Origin of the sequence: Plantactinospora sp. B6F1 (genome assembly GCF_040120695.1) — a bacterium.
Classification (GTDB): Bacteria; Actinomycetota; Actinomycetes; order Mycobacteriales; family Micromonosporaceae; genus Plantactinospora.
In genome coordinates this window covers 108,295-124,002 of the sequence record NZ_JBEEAC010000009.1, presented here as the reverse complement: position 1 = coordinate 124,002, position 15,708 = coordinate 108,295, and the positions used below count along the sequence as shown (strand labels likewise).

Below are 15,708 nucleotides of genomic sequence, written 5' to 3'. Positions count from 1 at the left end.
GTGCGCCACCGGTTGATTCCGCGCGCCGCGCCGCACGCCGTCGCGGCGACGATCACCGCCGTGGTACTCGCCCCGCTGGCCCTGCCCGGCTACGTGCTGCGCTACGACATGGTCTTCGTGCCACGCCAGCCGATGAGCTGGGAGATGGTCGCGCCGGCCGATGCCCTGCCGCGCGCCGTGCCGCTGGACGCGCTGGTGTCGGCCGCCAACCTCGTCGCGCCGGGCTGGTTGGTGCAGCGGATCGCGCTGGTCGCGATCGTCTACCTGGCGGCGCTCGGGATGGCCCGACTGATGCCGACCGGGCGGACGCTCACCCGGGTGGCCGGCGCGTTCGCCTACGCCTGGACGCCGTACCTCGCCGAGCGGCTGCTGCTCGGGCAGTGGGGCCTCCTGTTGGCGTACGCGGCCCTGCCCTGGCTGGTCGCCGCGGCGCGGGACGTGCGCACCCGCCGGCCCGGCGGGCTGGCCCGCCTGGTGCTGGCGGCGGCGCCGGCCGCGGTGACTCCGACCGGCGGCGTGATCGCGCTGGGCACCGTCGCGGTGCTGCTGCCCGGTGGCTTCCCCGGCTGGCGCCGGGCCACCGCCGTCGCCCTCGGTGCGGTCGCCGCGCTCAACGCGCCCTGGCTCGTCGCCGCCGCGACGAGCGCCGCCGACGGCCGGTCGGATCCGGAGGGCGTCGCGGCGTTCGCCGCGCGGTCCGAGAACTGGGGCGGCTCGTGGGCCGCGCTGGCCGGCACCGGCGGCATCTGGAACGCCCAGACGGTTCCGGTCAGCCGGGCCTCGCCGCTCGTGCCGGTCGCGACGCTGGTGCTGCTCGCCGTGGCCGTGGTGGGGGTGCGGGAACTGCGCAGGCGGTGGCCGGGTGGTGCCGGCCGGCTCGGGCTGCTCGCGGCCGGTGCGTTCCTGCTCGCCGCGGCGGGCACCGCGCCCGGCGCGCCGGTCCTGGAACGGCTCGTCGACACGGTTCCGGGCGCCGGGATGCTGCGTGACGGGCAGAAGTTCCTGATCCCGTACGCGGTCCTGCTGGCGCTGGGGGTGGCCCTCGGCGCCGAGGTGCTGGCGGGCCGTCTGGCGCGACGCCTCGACGCCGCGGCGGGCCGGGTCGTGCTGGTCGCGGCAGCGCTGCTGCCGGTGGCGATCCTGCCCGACCTGGCCTTCGGCGCCGCCGGGCAGCTCCGGCCGGTGGCCTACCCGGCCGACTGGGACGCGGTGGCGGCACGGGTCGCCGGCACGCCCGGCGAGGTGCTCTCGCTGCCGTTCGAGGGCTACCAGCGGTACGGCTGGGCGCACGGCACCGTGGTCCGCGATCCCGCGCCGCGTTACCTGGACGCGCCGGTGCTGATGAACGACGCGCTGCGGGTCGGCGACGTGACGGTCGACGGCGAGAATCCCCGGGCGGCGCTGGTCCGCGCCGTGCTCGATGCCGACGGCCCCGTCGCCGAACTGGGGATCCGGTGGGTGCTGGTCCGGCGCGAATCCGGCGTCGAGCGGCCCGCGACGGCCCTCGCCGGACTGCGTCCGGTCTTCACCGGCCCGCACCTCGAACTGTGGGAGAACCCGGCTGCCGTCCCGCCGCCGCCCGCCGCGCGGCGCTGGCCCACGGCCGCCGCACATCTGCTCGCCGCGGCGGTCGTGGTAATCGCTCTCTTGGCGCTGCTGCTCAATCGGCGTCGATCGTGGTATGGTCCGCCCACCTGTGAACCCGGGGAGGTAGAGCCATGGCCAAGCTGGCCACGTTCGCCGTCGCTGCCGTCCTCGGCGCGGCGCTGGGATTCATCAGTCTCCTCGCGACCGTCGGCGCGGTGAGCCCGTCGGCTGACCACGTCGCCGAGGAGACCGCCGACACCCCCGTCAGCGACGTCTACGGCAACCGCTGATCCGCTGGCCGCGACGTGGCGGCCGGCAACTGCCCGGCAACCACCTCGGCGAATGCCGCCCCCGACACCGACCAGGTGAAGCGCCGCGCATAGACGGCGGCCGCCCTGCCCAACTCCGCGCGCCGGTGCGAATCCAACAACAACGCCCGGACCGCCTGGAAAAACTGGACCTCGTCGTCGACCAGCATGCCGGTCTGCCCGTCGGCCATCGCCTCGGCGACGCCGCCGGCGGCGCGGAACGCGACGGACGGGGTGCCCCGGGCGCCGGCCTCCACGATCGTCAGCCCCCAACCCTCCTTGAGCGACGGCACCAGCGACAACCACGAACGGCACAGCAGCTCGTGTTTGCCCTCCTCCGCGACGAAGCCGGTGAACCGGACCCGCTCGGTGATGTCGAGGTCGGCGGCGAGCTGCCGCAGCGGTTCGTCCCACCAGCCCTGACCGGCCACCACCAGCTCGAGTTCTGGCAGCTCCGCGGCGAGCAGGGCGGTGGCGCGCAGCGCCAGCTCCACCCGCTTGTGCGGTACGAGCCGGCCGAGCACCACCAGGCTCGGGTGGGCGGTACGCGGCACCGGCGGGCCGACGACGTCCGGCGTGCCGTTGTGGATCACCGTGATACGCCCGGGATCCACGCCGAGCCCGGCCAGTTCCCGGCGGGTCGACTCGGAGACGGTGACATACCGGCACGCCCGGTAGACCCGGATCGCCAGCCGCGACTCGATCCACCAGCCGATCCGGGCCACCCGCGGGCCGAAGACCACCGGCCACTGCTCACGGTGCACGTGGTGGACCAGCGCGATGACCGGGCGGCGGGCGTAGACCCGGCTGAGGAACGGCATGCCGTTGCACACGTCGACGATCACGTCCGGCCGGCCCAGCCGCCGCCGGGCGAGCGGGCCGATGCCGAGGGCCCCCGCCAGGTAGACCAGGGCCGCGTACAGGTAGACGGTGTGGCGGCCACCGCGACGCAGGATGTGGGCCCCCTCGGCCATCGCCTCCAGGGCGGGACCGTTCTCGTGCGCCTGGCAGAACAGGGTCACCCGGTAGCCTCGCGCCGCCAACTCGGCCGCGACCCGTTCGAGGAAGACCTCCGAACCGCCGCCCTCCGGATGGCGGGTGTCTCGCCAGCTCAGGAAGAGGACGTGCGGACCGGAGGTCATGGCCTACTCATCCACCCCTACTAGCGAGTACGGTTCGCGGTTGGGTCACACTAGGGCGCGCTGCAGACATCCGCAATGGTGACGTCACTGAGGAGGACACGTGACGAACGGCGGCCTGCGGACCCGGCCGGAGTTCTGGCCGGTCCTGCTGCTGAGCGGCGCCTTGGTAGCGGTGCTCGGCGGATGGGGTGCGAGCAGCTACCTGGAGCGGACCCGGCAGGAACCGCCGTGTAGGCAACGGACCACGCTCCGGATCGCGGTGGCGCCGAGCGTCGAACCGCCCGCCCGGCAGGTCGCGCGCGACCTGGCTGCCCGGGAACGCTGCCTCGACATCCTGGTGGAGGCGCGCGAGTCCGCGGACGTGCTGCGCGAACTCACGTCTCGGGCGGCCGACGGTGCCGCGCCGCCCGGCACGACGACGCCCGCGCCGCCCAGCACGGCCGCTGCGGCGGCCGTCGTTGCCCCGGATGCCTGGCTGCCGGAGTCGACCCTGTGGCTGCGCCGGGCCCGCGCCGCCGGTGCCCTCCAGGTGCCGGCAGAGGGCGTCTCGGTCGCGAGCACCCCGGTCGTGCTGTCGCTGGACGAGCGGTCGTACGCCCGGCTCGACCGCGATCGCGACCGCACCCTCGACTGGGCCACGCTGGTCGCCGCCGAACGACCACCGCTGCCCGTCGCGCTGCCCGACCCGACGGCCAGCCCGCTCGGCTTCGGCGCGCTGGTGGCCGTCCGGGCGCTCGCCGACACCGTCCAACCGTCCAGGGGCGCGGCCGGCGCGGCGGCGATCATGCGTCGACTGGCGACCCGCACCGTCCCGTTCCCCGGTGCGGCACCCGTGCCCACCGGACCCGGGCCGGCCGAGACCGCGGTCGTCAGCACCGAGCAGGAGATCCTGCTGGCCATTGCTGACGGCAGGCGACAGGTCGCCGTATACCCGCCGGCGCCCGTGCCCGGCCCGGACTACCCGTACGCGATCCTCGCCGCCGGTGCGCCCCGGGAGGGTGCCGCCGCCTTCCTGCGCGGCATGCTCGCCGCCGAGGGCACGGCGGCGGTGACCCGGCACGGCCTGCGCACCCCGAGTGGCGGGCCACCGGCCGGCATCACCACGGAGAACGGGATCCGTACCGGGAGATACCCGCCGGTGCCGCTTCCCGGCGAGGCGGACGCGACCGCGCTGATCAACGCGTGGGGCGGGGTGCACATCAGCGCCCGGATGCTCGCGGTCCTGGACATCTCCGGGTCGATGGCCGCGCGGTTGCCGGGTACGGCGGAGACCCGGATCTCCGCCACCATCCAGGCCGCCAAGGGCGGCGTGGAGCTGCTGCTCGGCACCACCGAACTCGGCGTCTGGGAGTTCTCCACCGACCTGGACGGCGAGCGCGACTACCGCGAGGTGGTCCCGGTGGGTCCGGTCGGCCCGCGCCGGGCGGAGATCACGAAGGCGCTCGACCGGGTGCGCGTCAAGCCGAACGGCGCGACCGGACTCTACGACACCACTCTGGCGGCGTACCGCGACGCGACCCGGAACTGGACCGCCGGACGGATCAACATGGTGCTGGTCCTGACCGACGGCAAGGACGACAACGCCAGCGGGATCAGCCGGTCGAAGCTGCTCGCCGAGCTGGCCGGGCTGCGTGACAAGCGCCGTCCGCTGCCGATCCTGTTCATCGGTGTCGGCCCAGATATCGATCAGGACGAACTCCGGCAGATCGCCCGCGCCACGGGCGGCCGGGTCGCGTTGACCCCGCGACCGTCCGGCATCCAGCAGATCTTCTTCTCCGCGCTGGCCGAGTTCAGCTGCCTGCCGCCGAAGTGCCGCCGATGACGGCCACCGCGCGGGACCGCGTCGCCGGGCCGGCCGCGACCCCGTCGGCAGACGTGCACGGCGGCCCGGATCCGGTCGGCCGTCGGCGGCGGCTCGCCACGTGGGCGGGCGCGCTCCTGCTCGTGGTGCTCGCCGTGGCGCAACGCCCCGGCCAGGTCACCTTCGACACCAAGTTGGACCTGGCCGTCGACCCGATCGGGTTCATGGCCCGGGCGCTGCACCTGTGGAACCCGGAGGCGGCCTCGGGGGAGCTTCAGCAGCAGGCGTACGGCTACCTGTTCCCGATGGGCCCGTTCTTCGCCGCAGGTGACCTGCTCAACCTCCCGCCGTGGGTGACCCAGCGAGCCTGGAGCGCCCTCCTGCTCTGCGCCGGATACCTCGGCGTGGTGCTGCTCGCCCGGGCGCTGCGGATCGGCACGGAGCCCGGCCGGCTGCTGGCCGGGCTGGCCTACGCGCTCGCGCCCCGGATGCTGACCGAGATCGGTCCGCTCTCCGCGGAGATGCTGCCGGTGGTCGTGCTGCCGTGGGTACTGCTGCCGTTGGTGGCGGTGCGCCGCATCGGCTCGGCCCGGCGTGCGGCGGCCCTCTCCGGGCTGGCCGTGCTCTTCATGGGCGGAATCAACGCCGCCGCCACCGTGATGGCGCTGGTGCTGCCCGTTCTCTGGCTGGCGACCCGGCGCTGGGACCGGCACCTGGCGGCGCTCGGCGCCTGGTGGTGCGTCTTCGTGGCCGGCGCGACCCTCTGGTGGGTGGCGCCGCTGCTGCTCTTCGGGCAGTACAGCCTGCCGTTCCTGGACTACATCGAGTCGTCGGCGACGACCACCGCGGTGACCTCGCTCTTCCAGGCCGTACGCGGCACCAACCAGTGGGTCGGCTACGTCGTACAGGGCGAACCGTGGTGGCCGGCCGGCTGGGTGCTCGTCGACAACCCGGTGCTGATGGCCACGACCGCGCTGGTCGCGTTGGTCGGGCTGGTCGGGCTGGCACTGCGCGGCCTGCCCGAACGCCGGTTCCTCGTCCTGGGCATGCTGACCGGGCTGACCCTGCTGACCGCCGGCTACCTCGGCACGCTGGACAGCCCGCTCGCCCCGTTCGTCCGCGACCTGCTCGACGGGCCGCTCGCGCCGCTGCGCAACGTGCACAAGTTCGAGCCGGTGCTGCGGCTGCCGCTGCTGCTCGGCCTCGCCCACGCGGCCAGCCGGCGGATCGTCCGACCCCGGGTACGGGTCCCGGTGGCGCCGGCCGTGGCGGCCCTGCTGCTTGTCGCGTCCGCGCCCGCGTGGTTGCTCATGCTGCGACCGGGTCCGGGCTGGACGGACCTGCCCAGCCACTGGCGGCAGGCGGCCGACTGGCTCGCCGGGCAGGATTCGCAGGCGCGCACCCTGGTCGTCCCCGGATCCGGGTTCGCGCAGCACACCTGGGGGCGGACGGTCGACGAGCCGATCCAGCCGCTGGCCGGTGCACCGTGGGCGACCCGGCACCAGATCCCGCTCGGCTCCGAGGGCAACATCCGGGTGATGGACACCGTCGAGGCGGTGTTGGCGCAGGGCCGTGGCTCACCGGCGCTCGCCGACTTCCTCGCCCGCTCCGGATACCGCTACCTGCTGGTCCGGCATGACATCGACCGGGCGGCCAGCGGCGCACCGCCGGTCGCGGTCATCCGGCAGGCGATCGTGAACTCCCCGGGGCTGCGCCGGGCCGCGTCGTTCGGTCCGGCGGTGGGCGTCGACGATCCGCGACGCAGCCCGGTCGACGCGGCTGTGTCCGTACCCGCGATCGAGATCTTCGCGGTCGACCGTGCCGTGCCCACCGTGTCGGCGTCGGCCCGCGCCGACGTGCCGGTGCTCAGCGGCGGACCGGAGTCGCTGCTCGGGGTCCTCGAGCAGGGACTGCTCGACCCGCGGCAGCCGGTCCTGCTGGCCGGCGACGCGGAGCCGGCCGACGCGACCGGCCCCCGGATCGTCACCGACGGGCTGCGTCGACGCGAGCTGAACGTGGGCCGGATGCGCGACAACATCAGCCACACCCTGACCGCCGACGAGGCGACCCGGCAGGGACGGCCGCGTAGCGACCTGCTGCCGTTCGCCCCCGCCGGGCACCAGACCGTCGCCGCGTACGAGGGCATCCGTTCGGTGGACGCGTCCAGCGGTGCCAGCTTCGCCGACTCGCTCGGCGGCACCGAGCCGTCCTACCTGCCGTTCGCGGCGCTCGACGGCGACACCGGCACCGCCTGGCGCTCCGACCCGTTCGAGCCCGCCCCCGGCCAGTGGCTGGAGGTCACCCTGGACACGCCACGTCGGGTGACCGAGGTGACCGTGGACTTCTCCGACGACCTGCGGGCGGCGCTCCCGGTCGGGCTGGTACGGGTCGGCACCGACCAGGGCGAGGTCGACCGGGCACTGCCCGACACCCCCGGGCCACACCGGCTCGAAACGCTTCCCGGCCTGACCACGACCGTACGGGTGACGGTGCTCGCCCTTCGCCAGGGCTACCGCGGCGGCGCGGTGGCCCTGCGCGAGCTGGGCATTCCAGGGCTGACGGCCCACCGTGCACTGCGCGCCCCGGCCGACCTGACCGGGGGGCCGGCACCGGCGTACGCGTTCGGCCGCGCCCCGCAGGAGCGCGGCGCCTGCTTCACCGGCTCGGACGGACTCCGCTGCGACCAGTTCCTGGCTCGGGCAGGCGAGGAGCCGCTCGGCGTGCACCGGTTCTTCGCGACGCCGGTGGCGGCGAGGTACACGCTGAGCCTGACCGCGCGACCGCGCCCGAACGGGTCGATGCCGGTGCGGCGCCCGGTGACCGCGTCGGCGTCGTCGGTGCTCGCCGGGGACGTCTCGGTCGGCGCCGACGCGGCGGTGGACGGCGATCCGACCACGGCATGGCTGGCGGAGCCGGTGGACGAGCGGCCGACGCTGCGGCTGCGCTGGACGGAGCGGCGGACGATCGACCGGGTACGACTGGTCGCGCCGACGGCGCCGGTCTCCGCCGTACCCCGGCAGGTCCTGCTGCGCAGCCGGACCGGATCGACCAGCGCGCACGTCGACCCGGACGGTTGGATCCGCTTCCCGCAGTGGAACACCGACCGACTGGACATCACGGTGACCGCGTTCGACGGCGCGGTGGCCGACCCCCGCGGCAGCGCGTGGCCGGCGCCGGTCGGTGTCGCCGAGGTCGAGGTCCCCGCGCTCGCCGACCTGCTGGCGGCGACCGACGCCGACCCGCCGGTGGCGGTGCCGTGCGGGGACGGGCCGACGGTGACGCTCGACGGCGTCGGGTACCCGACGTCGGTCTCCGGCACCCTCGCCGACCTGCGCGCCGGCCGGTCGCTCACGGTGACCGTCTGCGACGACTTCGCGAGTGAGTGGGTGCAGCTCCCGGCAGGCGAACACCGGCTGCGTACGGTCCCGTCGGACGCGTTCGTGGTGGACTCGGTGACGCTCGTGCCGGCCGGGACCGGCCCGGCGGCGCCCATCCGCCCCCGCGACGTGCAGGTCGACCGGTGGCGGGCCGCCGAACGGACGGTCACGATCGGCGCGGGCGAGGCCGCGCTGCTCGTCGTGCCGGAGAACTTCAACGCCGGCTGGACCGCCACGCTGGGCGGTCAGCGGCTGCGGGCCGAACGGGTCGACGGCTGGCAGCAGGCGTTCGAGGTGCCGGCCGGGGCCGGCGGCACCGTGACGCTCAGCTTCGCCCCGGATCGGCCGTACCGGGCCGGGCTGGCGGCGGGCGCCGGCGCCGTACTCCTGGTCGGACTCGCCGCGCTCGTGCCGGCTCGCCGCCGCCGACCGGCCGGCGGCCGGGCGACGGAACGGTCGTCGGGCGCCGGCGGGTGGTGGGTGGTGGTGCCGCTGGTGGCGCTCGCGGTCGCCCTCGGCGGCGCGGCGGCGGCCGCGCTCCTGCTCGCCGCCATGCTGGTACGCCTACTGCGGCCGGGTGCACTGCCCGGGATAGCCGTCGTCGCCGGTACCGGTGGCATCGCGGCGGCCGTCCTGGGCCGGCTGCTGGGGCACGGGCAGGAGTGGGTGTACGGCGCCGTCGTGCAGACGGCGATGCTCGCTGCGGTGTGCGCCGTCGCGGCGACCGTGGCGCCGACCGCGGGCCGCCCGCCCGGGTCCGACAGCGGCACCGGCACCGAGCCCGGCACCGGCCCCCGAGCAGGCACCGACGCCGACGCCGACACCGTCGCGGACACCGTTGCCGGCACCGGCCCCCGACCCGGGTTCGACACCGGCGCCGGCCCCCGACCCGGGTTCGACACCGGCGCCGGCCCCCGACCCGGGTCCGGCACCGGCGCCGGCCCCCGACCCGGGTCCGACAGCGGCACCGGCACCGACATCGACACCGTCGCCGGGCGGGCGGCGCCAGAGCTGGAGCAGTCGCCGGAGTCGTCGGACGGGCAGCGGCACCGGGCGACGCTCGGTCGGTCGGTGGCGCTGTTCCGGGGCTTCCTGCACGAACAGTCCGATCCGGACCGGTTCTACTCGCTGCTCGCCGAGGACTCCGTGCGGCAACTGCGGTCCTACCTGGACCTGGCCGGCGCGCGGGTCCTCGACGTGGGTGGCGGCCCCGGCTACTTCGCCACCGAGTTCCGTCGAGCCGGCGCGGCGTACGTCGGTCTGGACCCGGCCGTTGGTGACTTCGCCGCGGCCGGCGCCGCCGTGTCGGGCATGGTGCGGGGCAGTGGGACGGCGCTGCCGGTACGGTCCGGCGGGGTGGAGGTCTGCTATTCGTCCAATGTGCTCGAACACGTCGCCGAACCGGAGGCGATGCTGACCGAGATGGTCCGGGTGACCCGGGCCGGCGGCACGGTTTTCGTGTCGTTCACCCCGTGGCTGTCCCCGTGGGGCGGCCACGAGACGTCGCCGTGGCACTTCCTGGGTGGCGAGCGGGCCCGGCGGCGCTACCTGCGCCGCAACGGCCGGGAACCGAAGAACCGGATCGGACACACCCTGTTTCCGGTCAGCGCCGCGCGGGCGATGCGGTGGGCCAGGGCTGCCCGGCGTGCCGGCGCGATCGACATCGTCGACGTGCTGCCCCGGTACCACCCGGGGTGGGCGCGGTGGGTGGCCCGGGTCCCCGTGCTACGGGAGACGCTCACCTGGAACTTCACGATGGTGCTCCGCAAGACCGCGAAACCCGATGATCGGGAGCAGGAACCAGCCGTGCAGGGGTCGCATCCGGAAGTGACTCGGTAGTAACCTCTGGCAGCCGGCAAGCAGTCCGCGTGCCGAATAACCGTCCCAAAATCGTGGAGGCACTATGAGGTCCCGCGTCATCGGCGCGGCGCTGTTCGGCGTCGGTGTTCTCGTGTTGGTCTTCGCCGGCGGTCTCGCGTTCGTCGTGGCTCCCCAGGTCGACCGCCTGCCGTACGACCTGGAACGCACCCAGTCCGTCGCCGAGGCGCCCAACGCCCGCTTCCTACAGATCACCGAAGGCAGGGCCGAGGTGAACCAGGCCACCCTGCGCTCGACCGTCACCGTGCAGCCGGACGCCAAGGAGACCGCCAACCTGGATGGCCCGCTCGACGGCGAGGCCGTCGTCTGGCTGGTCGGCCAGGAGGTGATCCGGACCGACACCGAGGATCTGATCAGCGCCTACAGTACGGCCCTGGCACTCGACCGGCGGACCGGCGCCGCCCGGTCCTGGGACAAGCAGTGGCTCGACACCGGCAACGACCGGCAGCGGGTCAACTACTCGGGCCAGATCTACAAGTTCCCGTTCGGCACCGAGAAGAAGACCTACCAGATCTTCGACCGGGACATCAACGCCACCCAGCCGGCGCACTTCGTCAAGACCGAGCAGATCAACGGGCTGGAGACCTACCAGTTCACCCAGGAGATCCGCGACGCGACGCAGCCGTTGCCGGCCGACCGCCTCCAACTCCTGGCGAGCCAACTGCTGCCCGGCGCCACCACCGGCCAGATCCGCTACAGCAACACCCGCTCGGTGTGGGTGGAGCCGACCACCGGCCAGTTCATCAAGGTGCAGGAGACGCAGCGCAAGAACCTCGTCGGCGACAACGGGCAGGAGACGGTGATCCTCGACGCGGTCTTCACCTACACCGACGACACGATCGCGCGCAGCGCCGAGGCGGCGGGCTCCAACCGGCGGCTGCTCCAGACGGTCAAACTGTGGGGTCCGATCGCGCTCCTGGTCGTCGGCCTGGCGCTGGTGATCGTCGGCCTCCGCCAGGCACTGCGCGGTCCCCGTGCGGCGGCGGTCGACGGCAGTGTCCCGGAGCCCCGCTCCGGCCGCCACGCCGCTCCGGTTTCGGCATCGGTCGGCAAGCCCGAAGCATCGGCCGGCAGGACTGAACCTGCGGCGCCACCGGCCGATCGTGACCGGCAGCAGACGTCCGACGGATAGGGCGACCAGCGTGTCCCGAGGTGCCGGCCCCGGTCGGACGGCACCTCGGGGCGGCGACCCCGCCGAGCCGGCCACCCGGCCATCCGCACCGGCCCGACCATGACTCGCACGAGTTCTGGACCGAGCGCGTCGCACCCGCTCAGCATCGGCGGGAGCGGCGCCAGGCGCGGCATCTCCGGCTAATCGACCCACTCGCCGCCGCGCATCACCCGGACGACGTTCAGGTCGTCGTCCAGCACCACCAGGTCGGCCCGCCAGCCGGGCATCAGCGCGCCGACCCGCTCGCCGAGCCCGGTCGCCCGGGCCGGGGTGGTCGCGGCCATCCGGCAGGCGTCCACCATCGGGATCCCGGCCTCCACCGCCGCGCGCAGCGCCGCGTCCATGGTCAGTACGCTGCCGGCGATCGCACCCGGTGTCGAGTCCGAGGTGGAGAGCCGGGCCGTCCCGTCGGCCACCACCACCGGCTGGCCGCCCAGTTCGTACTCGCCGTCCGGCATTCCGGCGGCGGCCATCGCGTCGGTGATCAGCGCGGCCCGGTCCGGACCGGCCACCCCGGCGGCGAACGCCAGGGTGCCCTGGTGCAGGTGTACGCCGTCGGCGACCAGCTCGCAGACCACGTTGGGGGAGCCGAGCAGCGCGAACACCGGCCCGGGCTCCCGGTGGTGCGGGCTGGGCATGCCGTTGAAGAGGTGGGTTGCCACCGTAGCCCCGGCGACCACCCCGGCGGCGGTCTGCTCGAAGCTGGCGTCGGTGTGCCCGATCGCGGCGACGATCCGGCGGGAGACGAGCAGTTCGATCGCGGCGCGCGCGCCGGGCAGTTCGGGGGCGAGGGTGACCATCCGGACCGTACCGTCGCCGAGGGCGAGCAGCTCGGTCAACTCGTCCAGGGACGGCTCGCGGAGGAACGCCGGGTTCTGTGCCCCGCAGCGCACCGCCGACAGGTACGGCCCCTCGTAGTGGACGCCGGCCAGTACGCCCTCCTTGACCAGCGGGGCGAACGCCTCGGTGGCGTCCCGCATCAGCTCGTACGGCGAACTGACCAGGCTGGCCATCATGCTGGTGGTGCCGTGCGCCAGGTGGAACGCGGCGGCGGCCCGGGCCGCGTCGGCGTCCCCGGTGGTGAAGGTGTGCCCGCCGCCACCGTGGCTGTGCATGTCGACGAAGCCGGGCACGATCCAGTGTCCGTCCCGGATCGACGGGTACTCGGCGACGGCGGAGATCCGCTCGCCGTCCAGCTCCACACATCCCTGCCGGATCACACCGGTCGGGGTTACCACCTTGCCACTGACCCGGACGGTCATGTCGTCTCCTTGCTGCGCTCGTCGTCGCCATGACATATCAGACCGGACGGACCGACGGTCTCGTCAGGTTCGATCATGTCGCCCTCCCGTCGCGCCGGTGGGCCGGATCGGCTCGGGAGCCGGGGCGTGCCGGCGGCGGTGCTGACGTGCCGGCCGGTGACGCTGACGTGCCGGCGGCGGTGCTGACGTGCCGGCGGCAGCGCTGAGGTGCCGGCCGGTGGGGTGGTGCGTCCGTTCACGGCCGGTTCAGGGCGTCGAGGGCGAGCAGCGCGGCGCCGAGGGAGCCGGCCTCGTCGCCGAGGGCCGCGCGCCGCAGCCGGGGCTCGGTCTGGAAGGTCAGCCGTTGTCGCAGCGCCGCGCCGAGCGGGTCGAGAAGGTCGGCGCCGGCCTCGGCCAGCCCGCCGCCGAGCACGACGACCTCGGTGTCGTAGAGCGCCTGGGCGATGGCCAGCCCGTCGGCCAGGGCGTCGACGGTCTCCCGCCACACCAGGGTCGCGGCCTGCTCGCCACCGGCCGCCCGGGCGACCACCTCGGCGGCGGTGGCCGGGGTCCCGGTCAGCGTCGTGTAGCGCCGGCCTACCGCGGCGGCCGAGGCGACCGCCTCCAGGCAGCCGAGCCGGCCGCAGCCGCAGCGTGGCCCGTCGGGGCGTACGACGACGTGGCCCAGCTCGCCGGCGGCGCCGTGCACGCCGGCGAAGGCCGACCCGTGCACCACGTGCGCGGCGGCGATCCCGGTGCCGATGGCGAGGAAGAGCACGTGCCGGGTGCCCCGTCCGGCGCCGAGCCGGGCCTCGGCGAGCCCGCCGGAGCGCACGTCGTGGCCGAGCGCCGTGGGCAGGCCGAGCCGCGCGGTGACCAGCTCCCGCAGGGGTACGTCCCGGAAGCCCAGGTTGGCCGACCAGACGGCCCGGCCGGTGGTTTCGTCGACCACTCCCGGCACGGCGAGCCCGACCGCGACCGGGGTGAGCCCGTCGGCCCGGGCCTTTCCGGCGAGCCCTTCGGCGACGTCGAGGATGCTCTGCACCACGGCCGTCGGGCCCCGCTCGGCCCGGGTGTGGTGTCGTTCGGTGTGCGCGACGCGCCCGTCCGGCCGGACCAGGGCGCACTTCATCCCGGTCCCGCCGACGTCGAGCGCGACGACCACCGCTCCGGCCGGCGTGCCGCCCGCGACCACCTCGCCGGTCGGCCCGGCTCCGCCCGCTGGCGCGGCGGGGTCGGTCACGCGAGCACCACGGAGCGGGTGAGGTGCCGGGGTGCGTCCGGGTCGAGACCGCGCTCCTTGGCCAGGGCGACCGCGAAGCGCTGCGCCAGGATCAGGTCGGCCATCGGGTCCAGCGGGGTACGGCCGGCGGCCCAGCCGCCGATCATCGCGTGTACGCCGTGGGTCCGGCTGTGCACGAACGCCGCGCCGGTGGCCGTGATGTCCTCGGCCAGCCGCTCGGGGACCTCACCGAACGCCCAGACCACCCGACCCGGTGCGGCGATCGAGATCGGGCCGTGCCGGTAGTCCATCGCCGGGTAGGACTCGGCCCAGGCGGTAGCCGCCTCGCGGCACTTGAGCGCCGCCTCGTGGGCGATCCCGACCGTCCAGCCCCGGCCGAGGAAGGTGATCTGTTCGACCCGGGCGGGGTCGAACGGCAGCGGGGCGCGCACCGCCACCTCGGCGTCGGCGGCCAGCGTGGTGATCCCGGTGCCGAGGTGGGCCCGGAGCAGGGCCAGGACGCTGGTGGCGAACCGGGTCTGCACCACCGAGTGTTCGTCGGCGAAGGGCATCGCGACGGCCTGTTCGGCGAGATCGACGGCGGGCGAGCCAGGGTCGCCGACGATCACGGTGCTCGGCCGGCGCCCGCCCAGCGTGGTGAGGACGTCCAGCACCTCGGTGGTGGTGCCGGACCGGGTGATCGCCACGACCCGGTCGTACCGGCGGTCGAGAGGGAACTCGGAGGCCTGGAAGGCGTCGGTCTCGCCGTGCCCGGCGCTCTCGCGCAGCCGGGCGTAGGCCATCGCCATGAACCAGGAGGTGCCGCAGCCGATTACGGCGACCCGTTGACCGGGTCGGGGCAGTGCGGCGGTGGAGTCGGCGGCCAGTCCGGCGGCCCGGCGCCAGCACTCGGGTTGGCTGGCGATCTCCGCGTCGACGTGGCTCATCGCTGCTCCTCGCGGACGGGAGACCGCACCGGCGGGGCGGCGCCATGTGACGGCGGACCGGCCTGCGCAATACGGCTCGGTTTGACGATCTTTCGCGCGTCATTCTGCGCGAAAGACGACGGTGGTGGCAACTGCGCGCAGCTTCGCGCAGGACCATGCTTTGCGGCTGCGCGTTTCGCGCACTATTGTGCACGAAATCTCCGCACCGTATGCAGTTGGAGGCCCGGAGTGGATCGCTACGCCAGATGGAACGCGCTGCTCGAACTGCTTACCGACGCCGGTCGGGTCACCGTCGAGGACGCCGCCGCACGGCTCGGCGTCTCGCAGGCGACCATCCGGCGTGACTTCGACCAGCTCGCCCAGCAGCAGATGATTACGCGTACCCGGGGTGGGGCGGTAGCAAACGGCGTCTCGTACGACCTTCCGCTGCGCTACAAGACCGCCAAGCACTCGGCCGAGAAACAGCGGATAGGTGCCGCCGCCGCGGCCCTGGTCTCCCCGGGGACGGTGGTCGGGCTCAACGGCGGCACCACCACCACCGAGGTGGCCCGGGGGCTGGCCGTACGCCCTGACCTGAACAGCAGCGCCGACGGTGCCCAGTTGACCGTGGTGACGAACGCGCTGAACATCGCCAACGAGCTGCTGGTCCGGTCCCGGATGAAGATCGTGGTGGCCGGCGGGGTGGTCCGGCCGCAGTCCTTCGAGCTGGTCGGCCCGCTCGGCGGTGCGCTGCTCCGCGAGGTCACCCTGGACGTCGCGCTGCTCGGGGTGGACGCCATCGACGTGCAGCTCGGTGCGGCGGCGCATCACGAGGGTGAGGCGTCGATGAACAACCTGATGGTGGCCCGGGCCAAACGAGTGGTGATCATTGCCGACTCGTCCAAGCTGGGCGGGCACGCCTTCGCCCGGATCTGCCCCATCGAGCGGGTCGAGACCCTGGTCACCGACTCGGGTGCCGACCCGGCGACGCTCCAGGCGTTCCGGGACGCCGGTGTGAACGTCGTCTGCGCGTGAGCGTCGCGTACGCGTGAGCG

The 15,708-nt window shown here is 74.4% G+C and carries 10 protein-coding genes; 5 read left to right on the top strand and 5 right to left on the bottom strand.

Features of this window, described 5'->3' with window-relative positions; all coding sequences use genetic code 11:
• A complete protein-coding gene (locus ABNF97_RS14765; RefSeq protein ID WP_349338874.1) occupies window positions 1-1,806 on the top strand; it encodes an MmpA family trehalose lipid delivery protein in 1,806 nt (601 codons plus the stop codon).
• A gap of 55 nt (window positions 1,807-1,861) precedes the next feature.
• Here the strand turns inward: ABNF97_RS14765 and ABNF97_RS14760 are convergent, their stop codons facing one another.
• Window positions 1,862-3,037, bottom strand: coding sequence for a glycosyltransferase (locus ABNF97_RS14760; protein ID WP_130465309.1), 1,176 nt, complete (start codon window positions 3,035-3,037; stop codon window positions 1,862-1,864).
• 100 nt (window positions 3,038-3,137) lie between these two features.
• Between ABNF97_RS14760 and ABNF97_RS14755 the strand changes: the two genes are divergently transcribed.
• The 3 genes from ABNF97_RS14755 (at window position 3,138) to pgfA (ending at window position 11,225) form a co-directional block, all read left to right on the top strand.
• The gene (locus ABNF97_RS14755) at window positions 3,138-4,859 is read left to right on the top strand and encodes a substrate-binding domain-containing protein (RefSeq protein WP_349338873.1); all 1,722 of its coding nucleotides are present in this window, start codon (window positions 3,138-3,140) and stop codon (window positions 4,857-4,859) included.
• A complete protein-coding gene (locus ABNF97_RS14750) occupies window positions 4,856-10,054 on the top strand; it encodes an alpha-(1->3)-arabinofuranosyltransferase domain-containing protein (protein WP_349338872.1) in 5,199 nt (1,732 codons plus the stop codon). Before ABNF97_RS14755 ends, ABNF97_RS14750 begins: the two co-directional genes overlap by 4 nt.
• 64 nt (window positions 10,055-10,118) lie before the next feature.
• Window positions 10,119-11,225: a cell envelope lipid trafficking protein PgfA gene (gene pgfA, locus ABNF97_RS14745; RefSeq protein ID WP_130465307.1), complete on the top strand. Its 1,107-nt coding sequence runs from the start codon at window positions 10,119-10,121 to the stop codon at window positions 11,223-11,225.
• 179 nt (window positions 11,226-11,404) lie between these two features.
• On the opposite strand, the gene nagA is transcribed toward pgfA, so the two are convergent.
• The 4 genes from nagA to ABNF97_RS14725 are packed head-to-tail and all read right to left on the bottom strand — an operon-like array spanning window position 11,405 to window position 14,674.
• Window positions 11,405-12,526 (bottom strand): N-acetylglucosamine-6-phosphate deacetylase, encoded by a 1,122-nt coding sequence (gene nagA, locus ABNF97_RS14740; RefSeq protein ID WP_130465306.1) that lies wholly within the window; start codon window positions 12,524-12,526, stop codon window positions 11,405-11,407.
• The gene (locus ABNF97_RS14735; RefSeq protein WP_349338871.1) at window positions 12,523-12,765 is read right to left on the bottom strand and encodes a hypothetical protein; all 243 of its coding nucleotides are present in this window, start codon (window positions 12,763-12,765) and stop codon (window positions 12,523-12,525) included. Before ABNF97_RS14735 ends, nagA begins: the two co-directional genes overlap by 4 nt.
• Entirely contained in the window at window positions 12,762-13,700 is a 939-nt protein-coding gene (locus ABNF97_RS14730; RefSeq protein WP_349338938.1) for an ROK family protein, read from the bottom strand. Before ABNF97_RS14730 ends, ABNF97_RS14735 begins: the two co-directional genes overlap by 4 nt.
• Before the next feature lie 44 nt (window positions 13,701-13,744).
• Window positions 13,745-14,674: an SIS domain-containing protein gene (locus tag ABNF97_RS14725; RefSeq protein WP_349338870.1), complete on the bottom strand. Its 930-nt coding sequence runs from the start codon at window positions 14,672-14,674 to the stop codon at window positions 13,745-13,747.
• A gap of 228 nt (window positions 14,675-14,902) precedes the next feature.
• Here ABNF97_RS14725 and ABNF97_RS14720 point away from each other — a divergent pair, with 228 nt between their 5' ends.
• On the top strand, window positions 14,903-15,688 hold the full coding sequence (locus ABNF97_RS14720) for a DeoR family transcriptional regulator (protein WP_130465304.1): 786 nt from the start codon (window positions 14,903-14,905) through the stop codon (window positions 15,686-15,688).
• The last annotated feature ends 20 nt before the right edge of the window (window positions 15,689-15,708 follow it).

Bases quoted from the DNA above. Each gene is read 5' to 3' on its own strand.
- ABNF97_RS14760 (WP_130465309.1), bottom strand. From the start codon at position 3,037: ATGACCTCCGGTCCGCACGTCCTCTTCCTGAGCTGGCGAGACACCCGC.
- ABNF97_RS14750 (WP_349338872.1), top strand. From the start codon at position 4,856: ATGACGGCCACCGCGCGGGACCGCGTCGCCGGGCCGGCCGCGACCCCG.
- pgfA (WP_130465307.1), top strand. From the start codon at position 10,119: ATGAGGTCCCGCGTCATCGGCGCGGCGCTGTTCGGCGTCGGTGTTCTC.
- nagA (WP_130465306.1), bottom strand. From the start codon at position 12,526: ATGACCGTCCGGGTCAGTGGCAAGGTGGTAACCCCGACCGGTGTGATC.
- ABNF97_RS14725 (WP_349338870.1), bottom strand. From the start codon at position 14,674: ATGAGCCACGTCGACGCGGAGATCGCCAGCCAACCCGAGTGCTGGCGC.